General features: G+C 43.9%; 23 protein-coding genes, 2 tRNA genes and 1 pseudogene. 14 read left to right on the top strand and 12 right to left on the bottom strand.

The window, feature by feature from the left end:
• Positions 1–165: 165 nt before the first annotated feature.
• Positions 166–660 carry a ThiF family adenylyltransferase gene (locus G464_RS09675; protein WP_080651149.1) on the bottom strand — a complete coding sequence of 165 codons (495 nt, stop codon included), beginning with the start codon at positions 658–660 and terminating at the stop codon, positions 166–168.
• Between the two features lie 1,262 nt (positions 661–1,922).
• The gene (locus G464_RS0104230) at positions 1,923–3,113 is read right to left on the bottom strand and encodes an ROK family protein (protein ID WP_026472602.1); all 1,191 of its coding nucleotides are present in this window, start codon (positions 3,111–3,113) and stop codon (positions 1,923–1,925) included.
• Positions 3,114–3,428: 315 nt separating this feature from the next.
• Here G464_RS0104230 and G464_RS0104225 point away from each other — a divergent pair, with 315 nt between their 5' ends.
• The 13 genes and pseudogenes from G464_RS0104225 (at position 3,429) to G464_RS0104160 (ending at position 17,985) form a co-directional block, all read left to right on the top strand.
• A complete protein-coding gene (locus G464_RS0104225) occupies positions 3,429–4,682 on the top strand; it encodes an ABC transporter substrate-binding protein (protein WP_049207435.1) in 1,254 nt (417 codons plus the stop codon).
• An 18-nt stretch (positions 4,683–4,700) separates the two neighbouring features.
• Complete coding sequence (locus tag G464_RS0104220; RefSeq protein ID WP_022856862.1) at positions 4,701–5,591, top strand: carbohydrate ABC transporter permease; 891 nt, start codon at positions 4,701–4,703, stop codon at positions 5,589–5,591.
• 5 nt (positions 5,592–5,596) lie between these two features.
• Positions 5,597–6,466: a carbohydrate ABC transporter permease gene (locus G464_RS0104215; RefSeq protein WP_022856861.1), complete on the top strand. Its 870-nt coding sequence runs from the start codon at positions 5,597–5,599 to the stop codon at positions 6,464–6,466.
• Positions 6,467–6,938: 472 nt separating this feature from the next.
• A complete protein-coding gene (locus G464_RS0104210; RefSeq protein WP_022856860.1) occupies positions 6,939–7,946 on the top strand; it encodes a DNA cytosine methyltransferase in 1,008 nt (335 codons plus the stop codon).
• Positions 7,946–8,668 (top strand): Eco47II family restriction endonuclease, encoded by a 723-nt coding sequence (locus tag G464_RS08870; protein WP_208853776.1) that lies wholly within the window; start codon positions 7,946–7,948, stop codon positions 8,666–8,668. The genes G464_RS0104210 and G464_RS08870 overlap by 1 nt, the downstream gene beginning before the upstream one ends.
• Positions 8,669–8,971: 303 nt before the next feature.
• Positions 8,972–10,813 (top strand): glycoside hydrolase family 13 protein, encoded by a 1,842-nt coding sequence (locus G464_RS0104200; RefSeq protein ID WP_022856859.1) that lies wholly within the window; start codon positions 8,972–8,974, stop codon positions 10,811–10,813.
• Positions 10,814–10,985: 172 nt separating this feature from the next.
• Positions 10,986–11,990 carry an asparaginase gene (locus G464_RS0104195; RefSeq protein ID WP_022856858.1) on the top strand — a complete coding sequence of 335 codons (1,005 nt, stop codon included), beginning with the start codon at positions 10,986–10,988 and terminating at the stop codon, positions 11,988–11,990.
• Positions 11,991–12,089: 99 nt separating this feature from the next.
• A complete protein-coding gene (locus G464_RS0104190) occupies positions 12,090–12,284 on the top strand; it encodes a hypothetical protein (RefSeq protein WP_022856857.1) in 195 nt (64 codons plus the stop codon).
• A gap of 70 nt (positions 12,285–12,354) precedes the next feature.
• Positions 12,355–13,950 (top strand): annotated as a pseudogene (locus tag G464_RS10315) (YcaO-like family protein).
• Positions 13,951–13,984: 34 nt separating this feature from the next.
• Complete coding sequence (locus tag G464_RS0104175; protein ID WP_022856854.1) at positions 13,985–15,112, top strand: MFS transporter; 1,128 nt, start codon at positions 13,985–13,987, stop codon at positions 15,110–15,112.
• A 49-nt stretch (positions 15,113–15,161) separates the two neighbouring features.
• Positions 15,162–15,620: a DUF2087 domain-containing protein gene (locus G464_RS0104170; RefSeq protein ID WP_162138580.1), complete on the top strand. Its 459-nt coding sequence runs from the start codon at positions 15,162–15,164 to the stop codon at positions 15,618–15,620.
• 465 nt (positions 15,621–16,085) lie between these two features.
• Positions 16,086–17,063, top strand: coding sequence for a hypothetical protein (locus G464_RS09670; RefSeq protein ID WP_022856852.1), 978 nt, complete (start codon positions 16,086–16,088; stop codon positions 17,061–17,063).
• A gap of 133 nt (positions 17,064–17,196) precedes the next feature.
• Entirely contained in the window at positions 17,197–17,985 is a 789-nt protein-coding gene (locus tag G464_RS0104160; RefSeq protein ID WP_022856851.1) for a hypothetical protein, read from the top strand.
• Here the strand turns inward: G464_RS0104160 and G464_RS0104155 are convergent.
• The 8 genes from G464_RS0104155 to G464_RS0104115 form a co-directional block, all read right to left on the bottom strand.
• Complete coding sequence (locus G464_RS0104155) at positions 17,968–19,026, bottom strand: replication-associated family protein (RefSeq protein WP_022856850.1); 1,059 nt, start codon at positions 19,024–19,026, stop codon at positions 17,968–17,970. The two genes, G464_RS0104160 and G464_RS0104155, sit on opposite strands and share 18 nt — an antisense overlap.
• Positions 19,027–19,234: 208 nt before the next feature.
• On the bottom strand, positions 19,235–20,026 hold the full coding sequence (locus G464_RS0104150; protein WP_022856849.1) for an FtsK/SpoIIIE domain-containing protein: 792 nt from the start codon (positions 20,024–20,026) through the stop codon (positions 19,235–19,237).
• Positions 20,019–20,534 (bottom strand): hypothetical protein, encoded by a 516-nt coding sequence (locus G464_RS0104145; RefSeq protein ID WP_022856848.1) that lies wholly within the window; start codon positions 20,532–20,534, stop codon positions 20,019–20,021. The genes G464_RS0104150 and G464_RS0104145 overlap by 8 nt, the downstream gene beginning before the upstream one ends.
• Positions 20,534–20,890: a hypothetical protein gene (locus G464_RS0104140; RefSeq protein WP_022856847.1), complete on the bottom strand. Its 357-nt coding sequence runs from the start codon at positions 20,888–20,890 to the stop codon at positions 20,534–20,536. Before G464_RS0104140 ends, G464_RS0104145 begins: the two co-directional genes overlap by 1 nt.
• Positions 20,891–21,200: 310 nt before the next feature.
• Complete coding sequence (locus tag G464_RS0104130; protein ID WP_022856845.1) at positions 21,201–21,788, bottom strand: hypothetical protein; 588 nt, start codon at positions 21,786–21,788, stop codon at positions 21,201–21,203.
• Positions 21,789–22,217: 429 nt separating this feature from the next.
• Positions 22,218–23,522, bottom strand: a complete 1,305-nt coding sequence (locus G464_RS0104125; protein WP_022856844.1) for a tyrosine-type recombinase/integrase — start codon at positions 23,520–23,522, stop codon at positions 22,218–22,220.
• 185 nt (positions 23,523–23,707) lie between these two features.
• Positions 23,708–23,780, bottom strand: a tRNA-Ala gene (locus G464_RS0104120).
• Between the two features lie 53 nt (positions 23,781–23,833).
• Positions 23,834–23,907: transfer RNA gene (locus tag G464_RS0104115), tRNA-Ile, on the bottom strand.
• Positions 23,908–24,045: 138 nt separating this feature from the next.
• Here G464_RS0104115 and G464_RS0104110 point away from each other — a divergent pair.
• Complete coding sequence (locus G464_RS0104110) at positions 24,046–24,627, top strand: M48 family metallopeptidase (RefSeq protein WP_022856843.1); 582 nt, start codon at positions 24,046–24,048, stop codon at positions 24,625–24,627.
• A 121-nt stretch (positions 24,628–24,748) separates the two neighbouring features.
• On the opposite strand, the gene G464_RS0104105 is transcribed toward G464_RS0104110, so the two are convergent.
• Together G464_RS0104105 and G464_RS0104100 are read right to left on the bottom strand one after the other, a co-directional pair.
• Positions 24,749–25,633, bottom strand: coding sequence for an SPFH domain-containing protein (locus G464_RS0104105; protein ID WP_026472598.1), 885 nt, complete (start codon positions 25,631–25,633; stop codon positions 24,749–24,751).
• Between the two features lie 114 nt (positions 25,634–25,747).
• Entirely contained in the window at positions 25,748–26,227 is a 480-nt protein-coding gene (locus G464_RS0104100) for a Dps family protein (RefSeq protein WP_021617309.1), read from the bottom strand.
• Between the last annotated feature and the right edge of the window lie 57 nt (positions 26,228–26,284).

Below are 26,284 nucleotides of genomic sequence, written 5' to 3'. Positions count from 1 at the left end.
GTGTGAATTCATGACGATAAAAGAGATTATCTAAATAGTATTTATTTTCCAGCAGGTTAAACTGCGCAAATTCAGGTGATGATATGTGCGTTATATCGTCAAAAATAAATTTCGCAGAAAAAATGCATTCAAAAACAGAATGAAAAATAGTCCCTGAATTATCTGCTAATCCTTTAAAATCACCATTATTAGTGAAGAATTTTTTAGATTCTCAAATTGATTTTTAAAGTAGTGAGCATTTTCTTTCGTAATCAGGTCAGCTTGAACCTCAGAGATATTGTATCCTGATTCAATAATTTTTATGTGAGGAAAATCCGTAAAAATTTTTCCTATTGTTTCAATGATAAGAGATGAATCATCAGCATTGGTAAGAAGGTAGTTTGTTGGATGTTCATCAAGAATCCGTTTTAAATCATTATAATTTTTTACTTTATGAATGATAGGAGTAATTTTAAGAGAGGGATATTTTTGTAAGAGACAGTTTACCTTATATTGTCCGATATCATTTGTTACATAATTTTGTGAAATTAGATTCTTTTTCTCTACTATGTCATAATCAATGATAACGAAATTTGATATTCCGATTTTTGACAACAGTTCAATTGCATAACTTCCAGCTGTTCCCAATCCCAGAATGGTTACTTTGGTGGACGAGCAGATTTTTTGTAATCAGCATAATTCAATTGTGGAAGCGAATTGACGAATCGATCTAGACGAAAGAAATCATCCGTGCGCTCGGTTGGATTCTCAATGATTAATTGGGATTGCAGAAGATGATGAATGATATCTAGAGCAAGGTTTTGGGGTAAATTGAATTTCGTCTGAATTTCACTAAGTGTATGAGGTTCATAGAGATATGTTAATACTTTCCACAAAAACTCATCATCGCTACTTTTAATTTTCTTCTTTAGATATGGCAAACTCGAGTAGAATATTATTTCGTTGTTTATATAAGTAAGATTTACCCCAGTATTAGTTCCGTATTTTGTCATATTGTAAACAATAGTTGTCCCCATTTTTCTTATTGCTAGTAATGTTCAGTATGAGAACATTAGATTGTTCTCTCGAACATTATTGCAAAGGGGGGATGGAAGAAGGTGAGTGATGATGGAGACATTCTCTATGGCGATTGAAGATATCTCAGACATTGAGTCATTTGTTATTAATATATGCATAATTAACAAGTAATAAAATCCACTATCGAGGTTGTTGTGGGCAGGTAATTTATCCACACCAGATCATTCATTCATACATTTTTCTAGTGTATTTTAATAGTGGCAGAATATTACTGTAAAAACATGATAGAGAGCAAAGCTCTCTATCATGTTCCTTTAGTAAACGGATTCATGTTCGATTGCTCATAAAATGGTAGCTATTGGGCGCAGTGTCTGGGGAGATAGGCAAAAAGTGTTTTTATTTTGACTTTTTCGCTAGTTTATATTGGGCAAAACCATAGTCTCAAGCTTATATATTGGCGGGTAAAACCAGTCTGATGTTCCGCGTGTTTTAAGAGTCGACATGAACATGGTGAAATGATTCATGTAGGGGGATGCGCACAACGGTAAGACTGCTGTGCAATCGCATATCTGGCTTTGCAAGTCCTGTAGAGATGCCTTAGGCATAGGATAGACAGCGGTGCTAAGTTAATCTAAAGGGTACGGCAATGGATGAGGGCGCATCTGAGCGCAACTGTAATGCAGTGGGCAATACGCACAAGCGCGAGGGTTGCGAAGTTAGGCAGAAGAGCTCGTGCGAGCGTAGGTTTATAACTCAGCTCCATACCGTTGAGAAATCAATCGTTTTACATACACAGTTTGTACCTACATCTATACAATTTACTCACGTGTGTATTGATTAGCAGTATTGTGGTAATGAATAATTAAGTGTCAATAGCTATTCTTAACACACGCGTGTAAAGGTTACTACCCAATATATCGCACAATAGCACGTGCGGCTGCGGCTTCTGCCCAATCAGACCAATAAAAGTCAAGAATTTGGAAATTGACTTTAGAAGCCTGACTTGGACGATACCAATTAATCCCGTTGCGAATAGATTCTTTATTTAAGTTGGCTAAGAACGATGATTCACCGCTAACAATAACATGCTCTGGCATAGCAAAATTCGCCATAACAGCAATAAGAGCGCCTAACCGGAAGCATACTTTGTTCACAAGTTGCTTTGCTTGAGCGCTACCAGCAAGGGCATCTGCAGCAAATTCGTCGAAAGTTGCTTGACGTCCAATCATCATGGAATATTCTTCTGCCAAGGAATCGTTGGTCAAGCATTGTGTGCAGCCAATGTGTCCTGCATAGCAACGAGGACCATCAGGGTCAACTGGAATATGTCCAATCAAACCGTAGCTTTTATCGGGATAATCAATAGGAGAACCATTTTCACTTAAAGAATATCCCACGCCCGAGCCAATAGTAATAACGGCAAAACGAGGTAATCCAACTCCCGCGCCGAACCAACCTTCATGCAGAAGAAGCGAGTCTAAATCATTAAAAATCGCACAAGGTAATCCACTTTCTTCTTCCACTATGCCTGCTAAATCAACAATGCCATCCCAGTGCAAAAATGGAGCAAAAGTAACGTAACGGTCATCTTTCGCGTGTCCGCCGAAACTTATTCCCATCGAAACAGGAGCAGTGTCGAGAGTGCTACAATAGCGCTTGACTAAATCAGCAATATGATGAACCGCATCTGCAGGTTCAAGTGATTCCAAGTGTTCAGTAACGCATTGCGCTAGTGGTCGGCATAACGCGTCGGTTGCAGTAATACTCACATCTGAACCGTGAATATTTAATCCAATAAAAGAGCGTTCTTCAGCGCGTAAACGCAACGCAGTTTGAGGACGACCGCGCTTACGGGAGTTTTCTTGAGGAGCATAATCTGCAGGCAATTTACTATCGTGCTGAGAGGATTCAGTCATTTCCTCAATAACATTCGCATAAATCAAATCGCTCGTAATGCGCGACAAAGCTCCCTGAGATAATCCCAGCATTTGTGCTAGCGTTGTGCGGGCAATAGGGCCATATTGTGCAATAGCTTGAGCAACTTTGTGTGTATATTCCGAACCCGTGAACCAATGCGGTGTGGATGGAGTGCTCATAGCTACCTTTCTCGTGAGTAGTGCTTGCAGTTTGCGCTGTATTGCGTTGTGCTGCTGCAGTTTGCGCGCGTTGTGTTGAAATGCGCACTGCACGTACTCATCATACATTTATTTTCTTTCTTTCTAAACAAAAATACCCTTAATTTGTTTCTTTATGTAAAGACTCGCAGATAGTGGGAATGAAAAAAGCAAAATCGTACTATGGAGGATGACCAAAAGTTGTGGCGACGACGCTGCGACAACGGTGAAGCAAACAGTGAGGCAAAGGAGTCTAATATGGTGCTTTCTCAGGCGAGGGATTCCCATGGCAGCGTGATGGCACGTATTGTGCGTCGCGGTCTAACTGCTGTGTGTGCGGCCGCTATGATTGTTGGCATAGCAGGGTGCGGCTCAACACAAACCCAAGTTGTTACTTTAGATTTTTTCCAATTCAAGTCTGAAGCAGCAGATCAATTTAAGAAAATGGCTAAGGAATTCGAGGCACAGAACCCCGGAATTCGTATTAATGTAAATAATTCCGCAAACGCCCAAACTGATTTGCGCACCCGTTTCGTGAAGAATCGTGTGCCAGATGTTATTACTTTCAACGGCGATATTAGTTTCGGTATGTTTGCTGCGTCGGGAGTGTTCCACGACTTTACTAACGAAGCTATTGTAGATAAATTGAACCCTGGCATGGTCAATATTGCTAAGAATCTCGTGCAAACAACAGACCCTGCTAAGAAGCGTCTGTACGGTTTGCCATTTGCAGGCAATGCATCCGGATACATTTACAACAAGGCTTTGTGGCGTGATGCGGGCGTAGATCCAGAGAATCCACCACAGACGTGGAGCGAGTTTATTGCCATGCTTGAGAAGTTCCGCACTGCAGGAATTAATCCTGTGCAAGCAACCTTGGCTGATGCGTGGACCACACAGGCTCCGTTGTCGTCGTTAGCAGGAACTTTGGTTCCAGAAAGTGAATATACGAAGTTAAAGACTGGTGAGATTTCGTTTAAGAAGATCTGGACAGATGTTATTGATAAGGAAATTGAGCTTTACAAGTATGCCGATTCCGAGAAGGGAGTAACGTATCAGCAGGGAACGCAGAACTTCGCACAGGGCAAGGCGGCTTTGATTCCGCTGGGAACGTATGCGATTCCGCAAATTACTATGATTAATCCAGACATTGAGCTCGGCTTTGCGCAGATGCCGGCAACGGATGATGTGAAAGAGCAGAAGTTGACTGCTGGTGACGATGTGATGCTGACTATGGGAGCGAATACCAAGCATCCAAAGGAAGCTATGAAGTTCATCGAGTTCCTTATGAGCGAAAAGCAGCTTAATGCGTATGCCGATGCTCAGTATGCCATTACTCCGTTGAAGAAGACTCACTTTGGCGGTAAGGCTTTGGAAGGCGTGCGCCCGTTCTTCGAAAAGAATCAAGTGGTTGATTTCTGCGATCATTACATTCCAGCATCCATTAATATTGGTGGCTATTTGCAAAGTGCTGTTATGACGGGCAATGTGAACCAGTTCATTAATAATATGCAAACTGAGTGGGATAAAGTCCAAGCTAGGACGTTCTAAGAGAGAAAGGAGAGAACAATGGCTAAAAAACGCACATCTGCATTCTCTCGCCGCAAGGTAGAGAGCGCTTACTATTGGATGGCTGTTCCTGCTGCAGTCCTGTTTGCAGTATTCCTTTACGTGCCATTTATTCAAGGTGTGGGCTATTCCTTCACGAATTCGCAAGGTTACGGTGATTTCAAATGGATTGGCTTCAAGAACTATATAGCGCTGTTCCAAGATAACCGCGTGGGCAATGCATATATTTTCACCTTCTTTATCGCTGTGCTCATTACAGTGCTGATTAACTGCATTGCTATGTTCCTGGCTGTGGTGCTTAACGGTCGTATTGGTTTTAAGAACGGCTTCCGAGCTATCTTCTTTATTCCTTATACGCTGTCTGTTCTGGTTATTGGCTACGTTTTTAAGTACATCTTTATGCAGCCACTGCCAGAGCTAGGTAAGGCTTTGCATATTCCGTTACTCTCAGAATCATTACTGACAAACGAAACCTATTCATGGCTTCCTATTGTTTTCTTGGCTGTGTGGCAGGGTATTGCATATTCTGTGCTGATTTATTTGGCAGGTTTGCAAACTATTGATTCCGAAATTTATGAGGCTGCAGCTATTGATGGCGTGAACCCATGGCAAAACTTCTGGAAGATTACTTTCCCATTGATTGGACCATTCTTCACCATTAATTTGGTGCTGACTATGAAGAATGCTTTAGGTACTTTCGATCAAGTGGTGGCTTTGACTGAGGGTGGCCCTAACTCTAAGACAGAAACGGTAACCTATCTGATTTGGAAGGGCGGTTTAACTGGTGGTGAATACGCTTACCAGACGGCTAATGCTGTGCTCTTCTTTATTGTGTTGGCAATTATTGCCTTCATTCAGTTGAAGTTCTTCGGTAGCAAGGAAAAGGTGTGATAACAATGTCTACTGCAATTTCATCCACTCGTCCTGCACATTCTTCTCGAGTGAAGTATCGCAAGGACCGCAATATTAACTGGTGGCTTACTGCTGCTGTAGCAGTCTTGTCTTTGACCGTCCTCGTGCCGCTGTACTTCACGATTGTTACAGCTTTGAAAACCCCTGCTGAGGCTGGCACATTTAGTTTGCCAACAACATGGCAATGGCATAATTTTGCTGATGCTGCTGCAAAGGTGAACTATCCAAAGGCAGCGTTGAACTCAGCTATTATTACCGTGGCTGCAGTTGTGCTCACTTTGTTGACGAATACTTTCGTTGCTTATGCTGTGGCACGTAATATGGATAAGCGTTTCTTCCGCTTCCTGTATTACTTCTTTATTGCTGCTATGTTTGTGCCATTCCCTGTAGTTATGCTTCCGATTGCTAAGCAAATGGGAACATTGCATCTGGATAATCAAATTGGTTTGATTATTTTGTACATGATTTTAGGTTTGGGAACAAATCTGTTTATTGCTACCGGATTTATCCGCTCGATACCTGTATCTCTAGAGGAAGCAGCCCGCATCGATGGTGCGAGCACGTGGCGCATTTTCTGGCAGATTATTTTCCCTCTGATGAGCCCTATTAACGCAACGATTGCTATTTTAACTGCTCTGTGGGCATGGAACGACTTCCTTTTACCTTTGATTGTTCTGACTGATCAATCAAACCAGACTATTCCTTTGGCACAGTATGTATTTAGCTCTCAGTTCGCCACAAACTATCCGATGGCATTCTCTAGCTATTTGATGGCAATGGCTCCAGTTTTGATTGTGTACATTATTGCGCAAAAGTGGGTTATTGGTGGTGTTATGCGCGGAGCGGTTAAGTAGAAACAGCCCAGTGGGGTGTTTCTTTAACCGCTGCGAGCAGGCGAGTGACGGCTGCGAGCCAGATTGAGGGGCCGAAGGTCTCTCCAATTGCAGGACGCGGTTAAGTAGAAACAGCCCAGTGGGGTGTTTTGATAGCTATGATTTTCAATTATTGATTGACTAGCAGCGGCTGACTTTTACATTGACACTGATGGTCTGTGTGCCTGAAGCACACAGACCATTTATTAATGAGATAATTCGTATACTGCAAGTAAAGTCTTGCGTTAGGTGTTGTAATATTTTGCATAAAATCCAATTTAAAAGCGGATGCTGATTTCTTGATGAAGATGTTTTTCTCACTGAATAAGGTCTGTTTATTGGTCTAGGATATTAAGTCAGAATTCATCTATTCAGGCGAGTTGTTTTTATGAGTGCAATATTTTCTTGCACCATTTAAACCCATTACATACGAAAGGCTTGGCACCGAGATTTTATGTCAGGAAAAGCAAACAAGATAAAGGGTATAGAGCTTTTCGCGGGTGGTGGAGGAATGGCTTTAGGTCTTGAACAGGCTGGTATTGATGATGTGGCATTTGTTGAATATGATCATGCTGCTTGTGAAACCCTACGTTTAAATCGCCCTAATTGGAACGTGATTGAATCTGACATTCATGAAGTTGACTTTACTCCGTACTTTGGGAAAGTTGATTTTGTCTCCGGTGGAGCACCGTGCCAAGCATTTTCATATGCGGGTAAAAAGCTAGGTTTTGGGGATACGCGTGGAACGTTGTTTGCTGAGTTCGCTCGCTGTATCAGTGAAATTCAGCCTAAGATGTTTCTATTTGAAAATGTACGCGGTCTGCTGAGCCATGATCATGGTAGGACATTTGAAACGATACGACATGAATTCATTAGCCATGGGTATCAGGTTCAATATCGAGTGCTGAACGCAAGCTATTTCGGTGTCGGACAAAAGCGTGAACGACTGATTGCTATTGGAATAAGAAATGATATCGCTGATAGGATATCATTCAAATACCCAATCCCCGATGAGAAACAGACAATCTTGCGTGATGTCTTAAAAAATGTTCCTGATAGTCCTTTTCAGCCGTATAGCGACAAGAAGAAGCGTGTTATGGAATTAGTACCCCCTGGAGGTTGCTGGGTAGATTTGCCTGACAATATTGCACGGGAGTACATGGGACGTAGTTATTTTTCCGGTGGGGGTAAACGTGGTATGGCACGCCGTATTGCATGGGATGAACCATGCCTGACGCTTACTACATCTCCTTCACAAAAGCAGACGGAGAGATGTCATCCAGAAGAAACAAGACCATTCACTGTGCGAGAGTATGCTCGAATACAGAGCTTCCCAGATAGTTGGTCTTTTACAGGTACTCTGAGCAATCAATATAAACAGATTGGTAATGCAGTTCCTGTTGAGCTGGCCCGGCGTATTGGTGAACAGATTATAAAAGCATTACAGAAGGAGATTGTGTAATGGCGGATTGGGATATTAATTTTATTTCGCATGAAGATTTTAAAAATCACGTAAAAGCAACAATTCGTCATTACGGTTCGAAACTTAAGCCATATGATGTGAAAAAGTTTAACTCGAATATTGTTGATCCTGTAAAAATGGTTTTTGACAGAGCTGTCTATGGTGAAAGTTGGGGACAAATAATCTCTAACGAAATTTTTCGTCAACGAGATAAATCGAACACAAATGAGATTGGTTATTTTCATCAACGATTATTTGAGTATGTAAAGAATTGCCACGTTCCAGCAAATGGTCAAGAGGGTGGATGGGATGTTATCTATGAAGATTCCAATGGATATACGGTAGATGAGGGTAATACTGTTCATAAAATTTATGTGGAGATGAAGAACAAGCATAATACAATGAATTCTGCATCTGCTGGTAAGACATACATAAAAATGCAGAATCAGTTATTGAGCAACGATGATTGCGCTTGTTTTCTTGTTGAAGCAATTGCGAAGAAGAGCCAGAATATAGTGTGGGAAACCACTGTCAATGGTGTAAAAGTATCACATCGCAAAATTCGTCGAGTTAGCATTGATAAATTCTATGAAATCGTTACTGGGCAATCTGACGCGTTTTATCAGATATGTATGGTTTTGCCGAAGGTAGTAGACGAGGTGCTCAATGAAGAGAGGACTATATCAGAAAGAACGCACGATACTGTTTTATGCCGAGCTTGAAAAATACTCTGAGAGCATGCAAGGAGTACCTGATAACCAAATGATGATTATGTCAATGTACATGCTTGGCTTCAGTACATATCTAGGCTTTAAAGATTACAACATTAATGAAGAACGGTAAGAATATAAATTTGGCTGTCCTAGAGATAAATCTAGGACAGCCAATTACTTTCTATTAACCCTAGCCACGCCCGATTTAGGAATATTAAACGCGCTTTTTTAAGATAATCAAGTAGAACGCTCAGCGATGAGCACAATAAGCACAATGATTCAAGCAGAGATAAAACCCGAGAGGAGTTTCCCATGGTCACAGCTGACCGCATGCATCTATCCGACACTATTCGCACAAATGGTGCAACACCTAATCCATGGTGGTCTAATGCTGTTGTATATCAAATTTATCCACGCAGTTTCCAAGATACTAATGGAGACGGTATGGGCGATTTGAAAGGCATTACAAGTCGCCTGGATTATCTTGCAGACTTAGGCGTTGATGTGCTGTGGTTAAGTCCTGTGTTTAAGTCTCCACAAGACGATAACGGCTATGATATTTCGGATTATCAAGATATCGATCCACTCTTCGGCACGCTTGACGACATGGACGAGCTATTGGCTCAGGCTCATGAACGTGGGTTGAAAGTTGTGATGGATTTAGTGGTGAACCATACCTCTGATGAACACTCATGGTTCCAAGCCAGTCGTGATAAGAACGATGAGCATGCAGATTGGTATATTTGGCGTGCTGCACGCGATGGTTATACGCCAGGAGAACCAGGTGCAGAACCAAATAAGTGGGGTTCATATTTTGGCGGTTCGGCATGGCAGTTTGACGAAAAACGTGGCGAATACTTCCTCCATCAGTATTCCAAGAAGCAGCCAGACCTCAACTGGGAGAACCCTGCAGTACGTCAAGCAGTGTATGCCATGATGAATTGGTGGATGGATCGCGGTATTGATGGTTTCCGTATGGATGTTATTACCCAGATTTCCAAGCCATACGATACTCAAGGTCGTTTGCCAGGTGAAGATGGCAGTGAGCTTGAAGATTTTCCTGCAGGATCAGACGGTTATTCCTCTCCATTCCCATTCTGCTCAGATGGTCCTCGTGTAGATGAGTTCCTTGCAGAAATGCGCCGCGAAGTCTTTGCTCATCGCGAGGGATTCCTCACCGTGGGTGAAGCTCCGGGAATCACGCCTAAGCGCAACGAGCATATAACTAATCCGGATAATGGCGAACTCGATATGCTCTTCCTCTTTAATCATGTGGATGTAGACTGCGAAAACGGAACAAAATGGAATCCAACTCCTTTGCGGCTAACCGAGCTTAAGCGCACACTATCCGAGCAGCAGCAGGCAGTCAAAAACAACGGATGGGCAAGCCTGTTCTTTAATAATCATGATCAGCCTCGCGCAGTCTCACGCTGGGGAGACGACAGTACGGAAGAGTCGCGCTCGCTTTCTGCTAAAGCTCTCGGACTGCTCCTGCACATGCATCGAGGAACGCCATATATCTATCAGGGCGAAGAACTAGGCATGACCAACGCGCACTTTACTCGCCTCGAGCAGTATCGCGATCTCGAATCAATCAATATGTATCATCAGCGAGTAGACGAAGCAGGTATCCAATCATCGGAATCTATGATGGACGCGCTTGCTCGACGTGGGCGCGATAATGCGCGCACACCAATGCAATGGGACGCCTCTCGTTACGCAGGATTTACTGCCGAGGATGCGCCAACCGAGCCATGGATTAGCGTCAACCCGAACCATGAGCATATTAACGCTGTTGAGGAAGTATGCGATAGTAATTCTGTTTACAGCTTCTATAAGCAGTTAATTGCATTGCGCCACACGAACCCAGTTATTTCTGCTGGCGATTGGCAGATTCTCGACGCTTCGAACGAACAGATTTACGCTTTTATGCGCTCGCTGGGTGATGAGCGTGTCCTGGTACTGGTTAATGTTTCGGGCAGTGCTGTGGATGTGCCAGCTGAATCTGCTGCTGTGCTTGCCGCCAGCGGTTTGGATGAGCATAGCATCAATCAGCGCCTTTTGTTGAGCACTTACGAGAGCAATCATGCTGTCAGTTCTGTGCTGAACCAGCGTTTAGAGGCTTGGGAGGGTATTGTTCTGCGCATAGATTAGGCGAGATATTTTTGCGCGAAAGTTTGCTGAAAGTCTGCTCTATCTGCTGATATGGGCCGACTTTTGCATACCAGTTCGGGGAAGCCCGTGTGAAGATTTTAAGGGCTTTCGCTATGCTTGTATACAGATATATACACGCAGGAAGCAATACTCACGGCGAAAGGTGGACATTATGCGCATTCATGTGACCTATTCAGGGGGAACTATTGGCATGATTGATTCTCCGCATGGTTTACAGCCGGGAGCGGATTTACAGGGCTGGCTCAACCATGTGCTCGGTGGCACGCAGCTGGGCGAGGGCAATGTGAGTATTACCAGTTTGGATCCGCTGATTGATTCCTCAAATGCAACGCCTGATAATTGGCAGGCAATTATTGATGATTTATGGAAGCATCACGGTGATTCCGATGCTTTCGTTGTGCTACACGGCACAGATACGATGAGCTATTCGTCGGCAGCCTTAAGTTATGCGCTTACTGATTTTGGTAAGCCAGTCATTTTGACGGGTTCTCAGCTTCCTTTAGGTATGGTCGAAACGGATGCTACAGCCAACGTTACAGGCGCTTTGAACGCTGCTCTGTATCAGCGCGCACAAGGAGTAACGCTGTTCTTCGGTCATCATCTTTTCCCAGGAAATCGAGTAACCAAAACATCCTCGTGGGCGTTTGAAGGTTTCTCTTCTCCTGCAACCGGTCCTTTGGCTCGAACGGGTGCTCCGTGGCGTTGGTATCCTGTAGATCGCAGCGGCTGTGGGTGGAGTAATCCTCAACCATATAAGCGTCATGACGTTGTTGTGGTCGATATGGTTCCTGGCATTACTGCTGAACGCTTAGAACACCTCATTGCTCCTCGCCCTGAAGCTGTGCTTTTGCGCGCGTATGGTGTGGGTAATGTTCCTTCTGATGAACCAGGATTAGTTGATGTTATTCAATACACTATTGCTGATGGAGTTCCTGTTATTGTGGCTTCTCAATGCCAACAGGCTGAGGTGCTGTTAGGGCATTATGAAACTGGTGATGCGATTGCTCAAGCGGGAGCTGTGGGCACTGGAGATATGACCTTAGAGGCAACCTATGCCAAGATTGTTTTCCTTCTGTCTCAAGGACTGAGAGGAAGTGAATTAGCTTCGTGGATGAGTAAGTCTATTGCGGGAGAGCTGACCTCTCAAATGAACTAAAGATGAGCGCGAGGCAAGCAGCCTCATCATGCGGACTGCTATTATGTCCCAAAATCAAAGGTATAGGCTTGACGCGTCCTTGTGAAAGGAGGCGATACGATGTTGTCAAATGCGCAAGATAGTGCTTTGTTGGAATCGCAAAATAGCGATTTTGCTCGTGGTTTTGTTTCTGGAGATTTTCTTCCAGCAATGCAAGCGAAGAGAAGTTATCCTATGCCAAGCATGATTGTAAGTCCATCCATTGATATGGAGCAAGATAATAATAGCCAAGTTACACATATTGTTGTTGCTTAATCATGTGTTGTTTGTAAATACGAAAGAGTACCTCGAGTATATGAGGTGCTCTTTCTTTTAGAAGGATTTGATGAGTTTCAAGGTTGATTATATACAGGGTATCCCTATTGTCGTTCGAAGCCATGAGAAAGTTTCAGATGTTTTCGGTTGTGTAGAATGCGCGAAGTGGAGATTTGTAAAATATTGTCAGATATTTGGTGTATCGAAAAAAATTAATTCGAATATTGATGAGCTTAAAAGCCGTTTAAAATATTTTCCAGACGATTTTGTTGTGGCAATTTCGGGTATTGAGGGAGATTCTGCTGTAGTGCTTCTTCCTGCTATCGGTTGTCGTCAATGTTCGCATAAGAATGCATCGAGAAGCTATAATTTAAAATCTTTGGGTATTGGTAATACTTTTAAACCAGGGAATTTTAAGACCAGTCAAGACTTTCGTTGCACTTCTGCTAAAGAGTTTATAGACTCCAACTCTATTTTCTTTGGTGTGCTAGGAATTGCAACTACCCCGATAAAGCAGAGAAATAGTGTTGAGGGTACATCTTTTTATAACGCAGTCCAATTTTTATCCCAAAATGAAGGTTTTGATGTTGCGGGTGGTAAAGGGGATACTGAAGAACAGGCAAAAGCATCCTGTATTGGCGAAGCAATAGAGCGATATTTTCTTTCATCTATTCGAGGTGGGGAATATTTTTATGGGTCATATGACATGTTGAAGGATTTTCCGGCAGTTAATCCTCATAAGGAGTGGGGTTTTCCAGTCAATGATTCGAATTCATCAATAGCTAAATATGATAACTCACTTGAAATTGTATGAACCATGTCTAGTCAGATTGTTGCATCAAAATATGATGCAACAATGACTGAATCTCGATCTGTCTTACTTCCAAACGATATAGTTTCTATGCCTCCTCTGTCTGTTGAAAGATATTCAAATATCTGTGCAGGATCGACAAATGGAACTGCATCAGGTGCCACATATTCAGATGCTGTAATACAGTCATGTTTGGAGATTATTGAACGTGATGCGTATTGGTTTTATATGCGTACAGATGCGAAACCAGTTGAAATACCTGATTATGCATATCCGCCTTATTTGAAAAATCTAATTGAAAAAAATTCTTCAATAACTTATATAGTTGAATTATTGCCATCACCTTTTAGAATTCCTGTAGTACAGGTATTGGCTATTGATAAAGGAACAGGCATTATTTCTCGAGGTACAGGAGCGCATTTTACAATCAATGCAGCTGCAAATAGGGCATTTAATGAATGTAACCAGATGCTGGTTTCTTTGCGAACCGGTATTGATGTCTCTCCTACGCCGATGCATATGAGAAACTTATGGTATTCTGGCAAAGCATTAGACACTTTCGAAAATATCTTCCATCCTTCGAAAAAATTTAGTGATGAATTGTATTTAATCGACTGTAAGAAAGTAAAACAGAGCATCAGGGGTATGTTTGAAATATTTAATGAACAGAATTTAAATCTTTTCGTTACTAGAATATGCGAAGCCGAAAGTTTTACTGTTGTCAAAAGCTCAGTTTCACATATCGGAATTGATGATCCAACGTATTTTTCTGATTTACAAAGGATCGAACAGTTCTCGAGAAAAATTGGTCAACCTGTTCATCTTTCAACTTATCATGGCACATTATTTATGTGAGGGCAGTATGTCAAAAATATATAACATTCTCTTAATGCTCGGGCAAGGTATTTTTATTGCCTACGATATTACGTATTTTCGTGAAGCAGGTTTAAGCCTTGCATTAATAACTTTAGCCAGTACAGGTTTTGATATTTCCTCATCAATTATGGAAATACCAACATCGCTTTTCTTTGACCGCGTTTCTCCACGTCTTACTTTAGCGCTGGGAAATATGTTACGGCTTTGCGGTTTTCTGCTGTTTGCTTTTAATCCGCAGAACTTTTGGGTGGTATTAGTAGGACAAGTTCTTACGGGAATTGGCTCTGCTACTGAAAGTGGGGCTGCCTCTGCTTTGTATATTAACGAGCGAAAAGAAGATGAATCTTCTTTCGAAAAGATTATGGGAGAAATCCAAGAGTTTGGTAGCATAACCTATCTTGTGGGTGGACTTGTGGGTGCTGTCGCCTATCGTCTGAGTGAAAAACTGATTTGGCTTCTTCCTGCGCTTATTTACGTTCTCGCCACTATTCTTCTCGTGAAAATGCCGATGAATAATACAGTAAATACAGTAAGCAGTAATGCTGTGCGCGTTCGCACTTTAGCACGTGAATTTATGCATATAGGAGCGAAAACTTTCAAAAACATTGATTGGTGGATGCTGTTATTAGTTGAAACTGGATCGCTGAGCATGTATCTATTATGGCAAGTTCGACTCAGCGGCGCGGATACCACACAAGTATGGAATCAGTTCGCGGGTTTAATTGTTATGAATAGTGCCGGATATATTGCAGGCAAACTGAGTCAAAAAATTTCTCTCGCTCACAGCTTCAGACTGCTCAGCGTCATCATAATTAATGTTGTGTTATGCCTTGCTTTAGCGTGGACTACGGGCTTCTGGGTGGGAATTATTCTTTATTTGCCGCACGTTATTCTTCTGGGATGGATACAAAATATGTATGCAGGAGCACTGCATATGTCCATTTCCGATAACGAAAGAGCGACTGTATTTTCTTTGCAGGCTGCTGCTGTGGCATGTGCTGCGATTATTGTGGGTCCTGCCTGCGGATGGCTGACAGATTCATACGGTTTAGGAGTGGGAATGACCAGTACGTTATTCTTCTTCCTTATTCCTATTATTCATGAAATTATGCGAGTTTTGCGCGATAAACGAAAGAAGTAATATGACTTTTGTGCATGATATGCAGAGGATATTAAAACAGTACAGAATTATGCTGACCAGTTTACGCACACCTAAATTACGTAAGCGCTTTACACAGCTGCTAGCTGAGCAAGATGACAACAGCAGTGCAAATCCTGTAACAGAGAGCGGTATCGATAAGCCTTTTAAGAACATTGATTGGCTGAATACTGCTTATGATGATGACGCTCAAGAGGCATTATCCCAGCAGATAGATGCATTAAATGAGTTGCTTGGCCCTTATTCTCTTTTGTATACGGATTTTATTGACGATCTGCCTCTGAACTGGGAGGAACGCAAACAAGTGATTCGTAGGATATGTGAGCGTGTGTTTAGCGTTCCTGTTGCGAACAGAAAATGGTTGACTGAAGCTGAATATAATGCTCGCTTGAGTATGGTGGTGGCAGATGTGGTAACCATTCGCAGGTATTCCATTGATATGAGGATTGTTGAGCGAGATGACCGCGGTGAGCGCTACTGGCTTGCGTAGAGTGGGTGTGTGCAGGCGATATGCGCAACCGTTGTGCCACTTGTGAAGTCGTTTTTCCGCATCACAAGTGGCGTTACGGGTGTATTAATCGGTTAAGTGAGATTTTCGGTTTCGAGTGTGGGTTGTGTACGCTCCTCGAAAAGCACAACGAAAAATGGCTAGAAACCTAAGTTTCTAGCCATTTCTACTGGTGGAGGTAAGGGGACTCGCTTATACCCCTTATTTTCCAAGGCTTTCATACGTTTTACTAATGCTTATCACCTTTATTATCACCTATCTTACAGCTATGTACGGGCAAATACGGGTGGATGCGGAAAGCAACTCGATAGAAATTGAGTGAACTCATTTGTCGTATTGCCGATTTCCTTGGTTTGTACATGTATTTTTATAGGATATGAATCACAAAGATATGATGTTCTAGAATATGGTTATGTTCTTGGTCTGGTGAGAGTGAAGAGGGTTTTTATGAGTGCTACTCAGGACAAGAAGAGTGAATCCCCAGTCGTTGATGCTGGGAAGGAAGCCAAGATAGCTGATGCTTCGGTTGAGTCTGGTCTGAGTAAGAAGGCTAAGGCAGTGATTGCTGGTCTGGTTGCGGTTGTGCTTATAGCTGGTGTGTGTACTGGAGTGCACGTGTACATGCGTAATAAGGCGCATGAGAGAGCTGTCAAGGATTGCCAGAACATTACAGCAACATATAAGACGGATACGGTGAAGTATGGGAAGAAACTCGCCAGCCTCAAGGATGTGCTAGGTATTCAAGAGAACCAGGTCGAGGATAGCCAGACAGTTAAAGCCTTAGCGAAGGATGCATCTTATAAGACGGTCACGCTGAAGGCATGTAGCGTGAATTTAGATACAAAAACGTTACAGGGTATTTCCGCAACAAACCGGAAGAGTGCTGATGCTCTTGAAGCAGTTCTGAAGGTGATTGATAAGGATGCGAAAGCAGTTGCGAAGTCTAAGACTGCTAAGGATGTTCAGGACGCGACAAATAACCTCAAGGCTAAGCTTGATGAGGCGAATAATAAGCTTGGGGAGAGTAACGGTAAGGTAGCAGACGAGAATACTCGTACTACTCTGCAGAATGCTATCAACGATGCTCAAAAGCTTTATGATGATAAAAGCCAGAACGTAGATGACCTCAACAATAAGGCTAAGGCTTTAGAGGATGCAGTCAACGCTGTTAATGGCAGTGAGCAGGCTAAGGCGCAGGCAGACGCCCAGGCGGCAGCAGCAGCGGCAGCTCAGGCAGCACAATCCAAACGAAGCAACCGTGGGTATTCCGCACCGAAGAGCAACAGTGGTAGTGGTAGCTCTGAACCAAAGAGCGATAGTGGCAGTGGTGCTCTAGGACCAGTTTGGGAGGGTATGACTGGTGAAGAGTGGAATAGGCTTTATGGGACGCCTTGTCAAGGTGAGGCGTGTAATACCGTACTTTAGAAAATAGTTAATCTGCTCTATCTTACGGAGCATATTTTCTCTATTAGCAGGGGGCGAATGAATTCCTTGCTTTTTATTTGTTCGCTTCTGCGGAGTCTAAAATTCGTTAGAAAGTAGACGGAGGATTATATTTATGGGAAGTTATAAGAAGTGGAAGAAGCTAGTTGCAGGAGGTCTTGCACTAGCTACATTAAGTGCGGGAGCTGTTGCGGCTTTCGCAGAGGGTGGCGGTACAGGTGAGCAGCCCGGTGGTGGCGGAGGTGGAAAAGCTAAGGCACACCCAGCTTGGTTAATTGATGATAATAACCATCCTGCAACAGTGGATGGCGTAAAATGGTTCATCCAGCAGATGGGTGGCAAATACGCTCTAAAAATCAAGGATCCTACAACGAAGGTTGAGACCGCTCTAAATATCGCTCTCCAGCGATGCCATGATACTGGGGGTGGTAATTGCCGTTTAGTTGGTGTAGGAGCTGCTTTAACGGGTGATGAGAAGTGGTATGCTGTCGATAATGCGGTAAATAATGTACAAGCATATAAGGATTCGCTGAATAATTATGCGAACAAGATTCTTACAAAACCTGATGGAACGCAGTACAGGGCAACTGATGTTTTCATTACAGGTCGCTCAGTTATTAGCGCAGGAATGGATTCCATTAATACCACTGGTGCCAACTCGAATATCAATTTGATTGTTTTGGGTGATAATGAGCCTGAGTCTAAGTATAACCTTTCGATTACTACTAACCAGCAGTCCCCAGCAGGAATGCAATCGGGTGGCAATCAGGGTATTCATGATGTGATTCATGCCACTAATGATTCTATGTCGCATATTCAGGAAAACCTGAACGCATTGGTTTATCTTAACTGGGATGGTTTCGGAACGACTAGGCAGGGGGAGGTCTCATTCTTGAGCTGGTAGCCCAAAGATTTCTTGCATCTCAGGGGAAAGAACAACTGGCTCATCTTCAGACTGTTCAGGAATTTGTGTACTTTCGAGATGAAGATGAGAACGTACTAAGTATTCCATTTTTGCCATATCAATTGAATTACTTCGGTTGGCTTCAAGGAAGAAACGACGTTGGAAGGCTGCACGTTGTGGATATTCAGCTGTTTCGTATTGAGTGGCAAGTGGAAAGTTGCTAATGACGATAACGAGCCTATAGCAGGCTTGTTTGTTGTGGTAGCGGGCAGGAAGTTCTACGGGGTAAGGGTCAAGAAGTCGCAGCATTTCCTCGATGGGACGTTGGGAATGAAACTCATCAAAGACAAGAATTTTCTGATCGGTGTATCCGTCGTATGGGTGGGTGTAGTCCGAGACTGTGTACACGTCTGGGTAGCCAAGATTGTCGGCTACCCACCGGCTCTTCCCGCTGCCGGTTTCACCGTAAAGGTAGATAGGCAAAACATCGCGTTCTTTGGTGGCGTACTCGTTGGAAAGGCGTGCCTGGTAATAGGTTTCGATATAGGTGGTTAAGTGAGCGAAGCGTCCCTCAGAATCTGCAAGCATAATCTTGCGAGGAGTCAATCCTGATTCAATGAGTTCACGGGCGTCTTCAATATCGTTGCGTTTACCTGTTGCTAGGTCAAGATTGTCCATGATATGCGCGGACTGCCAGGGACCTTCAATTCTTGTGTCTTCTTTGGTACAGTAATCGTATGCTTGCCGTGGGCTGCCTTTACGTGCTTCTATATGGACAGTAGGCAAGCCTGCTTTAATGAAGTGGTTCTTGACCGTGCTGAAACGGTTACTGGACTTACAGCGAAGGAAACCTTGGAAGTGGTCATAGCCGTCAGGATTGTCGTCAGTAGACTTGGAGCCACGTTCGTGTTGAAACACGTATTCGAGTGCAGTCCACGAGCCTAGCATTCCCAGAAGTGTTGTCAGGGTGGAATCGTTTTCGATTTTGAGGGTGAACATCCAGTCACGGCTTTGAGCGTCTTTTACTTTCTCGTGTTCCATGAGGGACCTTTCTTTAGTGGTGCTTCACGCTGCTGCATGGAGAGAGGGAAACGTGTAGCTGATAAAAGTATTGAAAATATTGATGTTTGGCAGGGTTTGCGACTAGCGACAGAAGTCCTAGGTAATACTTACTAGGACTTCTAGGGGAAAGATGCGGTCGCTTGGCTTCGCCTTCCGGCTACGCTTCACTCCCGCACTTCCCAACTGGCTAGGATTGGTTGCCTGGCAAATGGTGGAGAATGGTATCCATGTAGGTGGTGTAATCCATATCGATACCGCGAAAGAAGAGTGGTAACTGTCCCGGGCATATGAAACGACACACACCAGGCAAGCAGCGTTGCAGTAACTGAGCTTCTTCAGGTGTCATGGAAGGGTCAAGCATCTTCAAGCCGTCAGGGTCCGACCTCATAATGAACCGGGTACCAATGTTGGCTCGAGCGATACCACCGATGAGAGAAGCATCCGCGCGTTGTGCTACTAGAACGACGCGTAACCCGACTTTCGCGTACTGTGCTAAGAGCTGGAGTACCAAAGACTTGATGCGTGATGCGCGTGTGCCTTTAGGCTTGTCTATAGCATCGAGCGAGGCTGCTATCTCGAGAAGTCCCGGATATTCCTCAATCACGCATACAAGTAAGGGTTGAGCGACAGTGAAATCGTCAATTTTGTCTGCTCGCATTTGCGTAAGAGTTGCCATACGATGCTCACACACATGAACAATAGCTTCGAGAGTGTCTATCATTGCGTCCACACCTTGAGAACCCAGAATAATAAGGGTCTCACCACGCTGAGCAAAAGGTGCGAGAAGCAAATCTGACGGGTCGATACCAATCACTCGCACGGTGTCGTTATTCGCGAGTTGGCTAAGTTGGGTGTACAGGAGCGCGGATTTACCACTGCGTGTCATACCAGCAACGATTGCGTGTGAGGGCGCAGCCCAATCCATAAAGACTGGGCTGCCAAACGCATCGCTGCCTGCGAGGGTAGTTTGGTTACTCATCGCGTGCCCACGATGCTTTCTCTCGCACATCAATCGTGAATATCACATTAAGATTCTGGTCTACATGTGCATTCGCAATAGACACGTTCCACACGTTCGACAGCTGTTCTTGCTTAGCTAGGATGTCACTAGTGGTTTGCAGGAACGTTGGACGGATATAGACCTCGCACGTGTACGGACTGAGCTTGACCGTTGATAGTGCAGGGAACATACGTCGAGCATCCTCGAGCTGGTCTTCAAGCTCTACACGGTGTAACTCTTTTTCTTCACTGTCAGGTAAAGATTCCAACTCGTGAAGCATAAACTCACGACGTTTTGTCTCGTAAGGGTATTCAGTACGAGTTGCCATGAGACCAACCTGGTAAGCTACACCCTCTTTAATCCAAGTGGACTGGATAGCGGATGTTACTTCATCAATTGGGTCAGGTGTCTTCGGTATGAATAACTGTATAGCATCGCTCAAGAACTGTAGTAATTGCCTTCCCATGAATCGAATTTTGCGTCCCATTACAATTGCACCTCCGTATCGTTATTGTCTACAGTTAATCCAGATGCGCTAAACGAGATGTAAGCGCGTCCATCAAATTCACCGGTTCGCATCATCAAGTCCTTAAAAGTGACATACGAGCCAACACGGATAGACTTCACGGTTTTGGCGTCTAATGGCACTTTCACGTTCACAGGAACAAGCTCTGTGCCGCCAAACGTTTCCGATTCAAAACCAACTGAGAACGACCATTCAGGAAGCCCATTACGAACTTTTTGAGTACGAGAATCTTCCGCGTTCCGGTCAAAAACAGGGCGAACACCAAAAACGATATGTCCGTCGAGTAGCGACATAATTGCTACAACTAAATTTGTCATTATTACTCCTTAATTTTGTGTCACAATTAATTGTGAGTGCGACGTTCAATGAAATCCGTGATCGATTGTGCGGTCACTAAGACTTTCCTTCGAGAACAATGAACTGTGACCAGTTCGCCGTTTGCAATTAGCGAGTCCAAGAAGGTATGACCACAGCACAAAATCTTGCACGCCTCAGCTTTGGTGAGAAGCTGAGGGATGGTACGAGTCTCTTGTGCTGTGGCTCTCATGAACGTCTCCTTTCATCTGCTTCATAAGGTTTCGGAAGTAGATATCTTTATTCCATCCCATGCAGATATGCATCTTGTGGTCATTGCGAGCTAGAAAGGTCACTCTGCGCTAGGGAAGTCATATTTATTCCATAAACTTTCTTTATTCCATAGACTTCAGATAAGTTGATGAAGTTGTAGCGTATTGCAGTTTTTCCGAGCGTCATATGAGATAACTGTGAGCGATGGCGATAAAGAGTTTTCTTGCTTACATTGAACCGTTGGCAAGCTGTATTAGCACTTACCCACATAGGGGATTGTGACTGAGATTCCTGATGAATATCATTAAGTTGAGAGTCAAGATTCCCAACGCCATAAGCAAGAAAGAACGGGAGTGTGAACACAATCCCCTTCTTGACGCGAGAACGATGCTCTAGCGAATCAAGGACTGGTTTAAGAATATATTGTTGGGTCTTAATTGGTAAGACGGAGTTAAAGACCTTTTCTCCTATTCGTCTTTCAATAGCAGTTTTAAGCTCGCTCGCACGGTTACATTTTCGAATTGTTGTTGGTGATACATCAAAATATTGCGCAATATCCTTCGTATCTACAGCATCACGCTGATACTGTTGTATTATGCATTTAAGCTCGTCACGTGAATATTCATGACGAAAACTAGTGTTACTCATGACAAATTCCTTCACACACGGAACCGCCCATTGCCGTTCACGTAATGCGAGAAATGCCATTGCGAAATGTTCTTGGTGTGTGCTGGTACCCCTCTTGGACGCGATTTTGGCTACCTTGGAATTTTGCTTTAGTTGATGTTGTTAATACCCCTATCCGTGCGGCAGAATTTGGGGCACGTGCAAAAAGCACAAAAATTCTTGCGCAACGTAAAAAAGAGACTCTTCTCATAAAAAGTTGCCTTGTACTCGAATACCCCTATCAATCTGCACGATTTTGGCAACTTTTAAGTTAAACCCCTATCTGTGGAGCAGTTTTCAACGTTTTGTGTTCGTCTGGCATACATTTAAGGGGTATAAAAAAGAGGAACGCGCTCTCACTGTATGAATGATGAGCGTAACGTTCCTCTAAAAAAGAAAATTTAATTCAATCTACTGCGGTTTTAAGAGTGCTTCGAGTTTGGAGCGTTCTGCTTCTAGCTCGTGAATTTTCTTTGTAATCGAATCTATACGAGCGCGAATCTGCTCTGGATTACTGTCTGGTTCTATGAGCGCATCAAATACCTTCGTGGTCAGTGTTGAGGTGGACCCTTCTTTGGCACGTTGGTAATGTTCTAAGCTGACGGTGGCGTCTGCGTGGCGCCCATACACTTGTGTTTCTTTCATGGTTGCGCCTTGATACACGGCTTCAGTAATCCCGGTAGCGCGGAGGGTGTGGAAGTGTAGGTCAGGACGGTTGGCTTTTTTGCGGGCAATGTCGAATTGATTACGAAGACTATTAGGGTTCATGATGTGAGTGTTCACTGGCTTGATAAGCATCGCTTCTGGGTCGTTTGTATCGCAGTATGTATGGATGTGAGCGTTTAGTATGGGAATCATGGCGTCGGGTATAGCCATACTGGTCATGCTTGACTCGGTTTTTGTTGGAGCGAGATGCAGGTCACCTTTGTCATCTTTACCTCGGGCGAGTGCGTGACGAATGTGGAGTGTTTTACGTGTTAAATCAATGTCTTTGACTTGGAGAGCGCATACTTCACTGATGCGTAAGGAGAATACGACTGCGAGGTAGATGCTAATTCTCGTGTAGTCGGGCATGGCGTTGTATATAGCATGGATTTCTTCGGGTGTTGCTGGTGGGATTTTGGCTTGTTGAGATTTCGGGCGTGGTGGAGTCTTCTGAATAATTGGTGACGATTCAATGAGAGCAGGTTGACTGCCCGCAGGTGTAGCAGCTTTACGCATGATAGCCTTCAACTCAATGAAAGCGTTCCTCTGGGCAGTTAAGCCAAAACTACGGCTCGATATTAGCCATGCATCAATGTGCGCTGAAGTAATCTCCCAAAGAAGCATAGAACCGAAAGCATCCTTCAAATGAGAGATAGAAGTTCGTTTCTGTCTTTTTGTTGCTTCAGTAAGGGAAACGGAGTAGTTTTCTAAGTACTCGTCAGCGTATTCACTGAACGTGATGTGAGATTGAGCTACTTGTGTTTCTCGTTCCTTGGGAGGTGCCCAGTCGCTGACTCCGCGTTCGAACTCATCAACGAGTTTGCGCTCTTTATCCAGCCAGGCTTGAGCTCTCATACGTTCATTGACACTAAAAGATTTTGCTATACGCTGTTTTGGATTCTTGGGATTGGGATAGCGAGCCTCGAGGCGAGTGACTTCTCCTTGCTTGTTGCGCCGTTCGACAATCGAACCCCAATCATTACGGCGTGATTTTTTGCGTGGCATCTCCATACCTCCATTGTAGAGGTGAGAATCAAGGTGCGTCACCTAAATGCTCACCTAAGTGGCGGTAACAAGCACTCATATGCGGGTTTATACGAGGAAAAGGAAAATCCAGCATATAACCAAAAACGTTGAAAGCATGCGGTTTTCGGCATGAAAAAAGGCTTCCGGATTTTTCCGAAAGCCTATACACGTGGAGGTAAGGGGACTCGAACCCCTGACCCTCTGCTTGCAAAGCAGATGCGCTACCAGCTGCGCCATACCCCCAACGAAGAAATATCCTATCACACAGAGAGGACTGCGACACGCTATCTCTAGCGTGGGCCCGGAGGGACTCGAACCTTCGACCTCATCCTTATCAGGGATGCGCTCTAACCTGCTGAGCTACGGGCCCATTCTTCATTTATGGTGTTGTGCCATTTGTCACAACAAAAGAAAACAATAGACCATATATTCTCTAAAGTCAATTTTCCTTTATCCGCGTGTCGCGAACATGGGTTCACCTGCACAGTCCATATGGCACACTGAGAACATGCCTCAGGTGTATGAACTAGAAATAGATGGCTTTCAGGTCACTGTTATCCTTAAAAGCGTTAAGAACATGTATTTACGTGTGAAACCGCCTCAGGCTCACGTGGAGGTTACTGCTCCGTATTATGTGCATCAAAAAGATATAGAAAAGTTGATTCGCGAGCGTTCAGACTGGATTGATACAGCACGCGACCGCATTCTGTTGACTCAATCGCAGCATACGAATCCGAATCTGCTGTCTGGATGGACTCCTGCAAAAGAGGAGGAAGCGCGTCAGATTTTGGAAAGCACAGTGCCTCGATTACTTTCACAGTGGAGCACAGTAATTGGCAGGCAGCCCACACGCATCACATATCGTCGTATGAAAACTCGCTGGGGATCATGCACTCCATCAACGGGACGTATTCGCTTAAACCTTGCTTTAGCTTTCGTGCCTGAGGATTTATTAGAGTATGTGCTTGTTCATGAACTGACCCACCTGTATGAGCGCGGTCATGGCGAAGGTTTTAGAAATAGAATAAGTGGCTATCTTCCTGATTGGCGACAAAAAAGGCGAGCACTCAACTCCTATGGGAGTTATTAATTGCACGTACAGAAATGTGCAACGAGTGCTCGCCTGTGGCGAATAGAAGGAGGTGGGGAAACTATTCGCCATTCGGGAGAAATACTACCTTCTTCTCTCCACCCACGCTTATACCTCCATTTTACTTGTTTCCGTTATTAGTAGCAATTGCGTTGGTCATCTGAGTGAATAAATCTTGGTATCCGCCTGGCGTTGAGGCTGGTAATACAACTGTCTTGGCATTAGTTGACTCAGATAGCGAACGCATAACATCCAGATACTGGTTGAAGAGCACAACATTATTGACGTCTTCAATATTCATGCCCACGTTTTGCAGGCTCTTAATTTGGTCAACAATACCATTAGCGATTTCGCGACGATAATTTGCTTGACCTTCACCCTGCAGACGTGTTTTTTCTGCATCAGCAGCTGCTTGAGCTTCGATGGCAATACGGTTAGCTTCAGCGCGTTCGCGGGTAGCTTCCTTCTCTCGCTGAGCTGCATTAATGGAATCCATAGCAGCTTTTACTTGCTCGGAAGGATCAATCGCAGTAATCAAGGACTTTACTACAGTAAAGCCAAAACGAGCCATTTCTGCGCCCACAGTTTCCTGAACATCGCGTGCTACGTCATCCTTACGAGCAAAAGCGTCATCCAAGCTCAGCTGAGGAATAGCGGAACGTAAAGCGTCTTCCATGTAGGAACGCAACTGCCCAGCGGGATCTCCCAGCTCGTAGTATGCGGTCGCAACATTAGAGGAGTCTACGCGGAACTGCGTGGATACTACTACGTTCACAAAGACGTTATCGAGGGTTTTTGTTTCTACTTTGACCATTAACTGCTGCACGCGCAGACCAGTTTTATGAGCAATACGATCGATAAAAGGAATCTTAAAATGCAAACCTGCCAAGCTCACAGTATGGAATTTACCGAAACGTTCAATAATAAAAGCCTGCTGTTGCGGAACTACGTATGCGCAGGAACAGAGAATAGCCAGCGCAATAATGGCTATAACAGTGTAAATCATCGGTGATGTAAGCATTATGTCTCCTTTAACTTAGTACTACGAGAATACCAAAAGCCTACGAGAGAAAGAAAAACCTTCTCCGGAAGGGGAGAAGGTTTGTGCTGTGAGATTAGATTATCCGAGGTGAGCGCGCAAGAACCACTGGAACTTTTCGAGGTCTTGCACATGATCCTGAATAATATTAGAGCTGATAACGTCAAGCTCATCTAATTCTGCAATAGCATTGCGGTCATTAATAATGAACTCATCGTAGTAAGCAATCAGAGCCTTAATATATGCCTCGGTGGAGTTTGTGCCGGTGAGGTCAAACTCAGCCCAATCGCGGTTGCGCACAACAGCATCTGGACGACCATCTGGACCGCCGCCAAGCTGAGAAATACGTTCAGCAGTTTCGTCAGCCTGATTGAGCACAACATCAACCTGAGGGTCAATCATTTCGTGAACGCCAATAAAGTTAGGACCGCTCACATTCCAATGTGCATGCTTCAAAATAAGAGCAGCGTCTTGTTCCTGGCTCAAGCGGCTCTGCAAAATGGAAATAATCTTCTCGCTTGCCGACTCACTCAAACCTGCAATAGTGTAATTTAATGCCATTATTGCCTTCTTTCCAAAAAATCACGTAATTATAACTTTACTCTGTTAAGAGAAAGA

Origin of the sequence: Alloscardovia omnicolens DSM 21503, assembly GCF_000420505.1 — a bacterium.
Classification (GTDB): Bacteria; Actinomycetota; Actinomycetes; order Actinomycetales; family Bifidobacteriaceae; genus Alloscardovia; species Alloscardovia omnicolens.
Note: the sequence above shows the minus strand (reverse complement) of the source record. Positions and strands in the feature narration are given on the sequence as shown.

Excerpts from the sequence above, each read along its gene's own strand:
- G464_RS0104230 (WP_026472602.1), bottom strand. The coding sequence starts at position 3,113 with ATGAGCACTCCATCCACACCGCATTGGTTCACGGGTTCGGAATATACA.
- G464_RS0104225 (WP_049207435.1), top strand. The coding sequence starts at position 3,429 with ATGGCACGTATTGTGCGTCGCGGTCTAACTGCTGTGTGTGCGGCCGCT.
- G464_RS0104220 (WP_022856862.1), top strand. The coding sequence starts at position 4,701 with ATGGCTAAAAAACGCACATCTGCATTCTCTCGCCGCAAGGTAGAGAGC.
- G464_RS0104215 (WP_022856861.1), top strand. The coding sequence starts at position 5,597 with ATGTCTACTGCAATTTCATCCACTCGTCCTGCACATTCTTCTCGAGTG.
- G464_RS0104210 (WP_022856860.1), top strand. The coding sequence starts at position 6,939 with ATGTCAGGAAAAGCAAACAAGATAAAGGGTATAGAGCTTTTCGCGGGT.
- G464_RS08870 (WP_208853776.1), top strand. The coding sequence starts at position 7,946 with ATGGCGGATTGGGATATTAATTTTATTTCGCATGAAGATTTTAAAAAT.
- G464_RS0104200 (WP_022856859.1), top strand. The coding sequence starts at position 8,972 with ATGGTCACAGCTGACCGCATGCATCTATCCGACACTATTCGCACAAAT.
- G464_RS0104195 (WP_022856858.1), top strand. The coding sequence starts at position 10,986 with ATGCGCATTCATGTGACCTATTCAGGGGGAACTATTGGCATGATTGAT.
- G464_RS0104190 (WP_022856857.1), top strand. The coding sequence starts at position 12,090 with ATGTTGTCAAATGCGCAAGATAGTGCTTTGTTGGAATCGCAAAATAGC.
- G464_RS0104175 (WP_022856854.1), top strand. The coding sequence starts at position 13,985 with ATGCTCGGGCAAGGTATTTTTATTGCCTACGATATTACGTATTTTCGT.
- G464_RS0104170 (WP_162138580.1), top strand. The coding sequence starts at position 15,162 with ATGCTGACCAGTTTACGCACACCTAAATTACGTAAGCGCTTTACACAG.
- G464_RS09670 (WP_022856852.1), top strand. The coding sequence starts at position 16,086 with ATGAGTGCTACTCAGGACAAGAAGAGTGAATCCCCAGTCGTTGATGCT.
- G464_RS0104160 (WP_022856851.1), top strand. The coding sequence starts at position 17,197 with ATGGGAAGTTATAAGAAGTGGAAGAAGCTAGTTGCAGGAGGTCTTGCA.
- G464_RS0104155 (WP_022856850.1), bottom strand. The coding sequence starts at position 19,026 with ATGGAACACGAGAAAGTAAAAGACGCTCAAAGCCGTGACTGGATGTTC.
- G464_RS0104150 (WP_022856849.1), bottom strand. The coding sequence starts at position 20,026 with ATGAGTAACCAAACTACCCTCGCAGGCAGCGATGCGTTTGGCAGCCCA.
- G464_RS0104145 (WP_022856848.1), bottom strand. The coding sequence starts at position 20,534 with ATGGGACGCAAAATTCGATTCATGGGAAGGCAATTACTACAGTTCTTG.
- G464_RS0104140 (WP_022856847.1), bottom strand. The coding sequence starts at position 20,890 with ATGACAAATTTAGTTGTAGCAATTATGTCGCTACTCGACGGACATATC.
- G464_RS0104130 (WP_022856845.1), bottom strand. The coding sequence starts at position 21,788 with ATGAGTAACACTAGTTTTCGTCATGAATATTCACGTGACGAGCTTAAA.
- G464_RS0104125 (WP_022856844.1), bottom strand. The coding sequence starts at position 23,522 with ATGGAGATGCCACGCAAAAAATCACGCCGTAATGATTGGGGTTCGATT.
- G464_RS0104110 (WP_022856843.1), top strand. The coding sequence starts at position 24,046 with ATGCCTCAGGTGTATGAACTAGAAATAGATGGCTTTCAGGTCACTGTT.
- G464_RS0104105 (WP_026472598.1), bottom strand. The coding sequence starts at position 25,633 with ATGATTTACACTGTTATAGCCATTATTGCGCTGGCTATTCTCTGTTCC.
- G464_RS0104100 (WP_021617309.1), bottom strand. The coding sequence starts at position 26,227 with ATGGCATTAAATTACACTATTGCAGGTTTGAGTGAGTCGGCAAGCGAG.